Source organism: Bowmanella yangjiangensis (assembly GCF_017255015.1).
Classification (GTDB): domain Bacteria; phylum Pseudomonadota; class Gammaproteobacteria; order Enterobacterales; family Alteromonadaceae; genus Bowmanella; species Bowmanella yangjiangensis.
Genome location: NZ_JAFKCS010000855.1, coordinates 1 through 300 on the forward strand (window position 1 = coordinate 1; position 300 = coordinate 300).

Below are 300 nucleotides of genomic sequence, written 5' to 3' on the forward strand. Positions count from 1 at the left end.
ATTCGAGTGTCAGTGGCGGCCGTCACGCTGGCTGCTGAGGCTCTATCTGCTGGTCCTGGCGCTGGCCATGCCGGCGCCCTGGCTGGCCGACCTGCCGCTCTGGTCGAAGCTGTCGATCTGCGCGCTGCTCTTGGTGCATGCAGCCTGGGTGCTGCCGCGCCACATCCTGTTGTCACCGCCACAGAGCTTCGTCGGCGTGCGCCGCGATGCATTCGGCTGGTCGTTGCAGCGTGCGGACGGCACCTGGCAGGCCGTGCAGCTGCGTCCGGACAGCATGGCGCTGCCGTTGCTGGTGGTTCT

Annotated in this window: 1 protein-coding gene; it reads left to right on the forward strand. The window is 68.0% G+C overall.

Features of this window, described 5'->3' with window-relative positions:
- Nucleotides 1-300, forward strand: a 300-nt coding sequence (locus tag J0A65_RS26955; RefSeq protein ID WP_206597229.1) for a hypothetical protein, incomplete at both ends; no start/stop codon positions are given.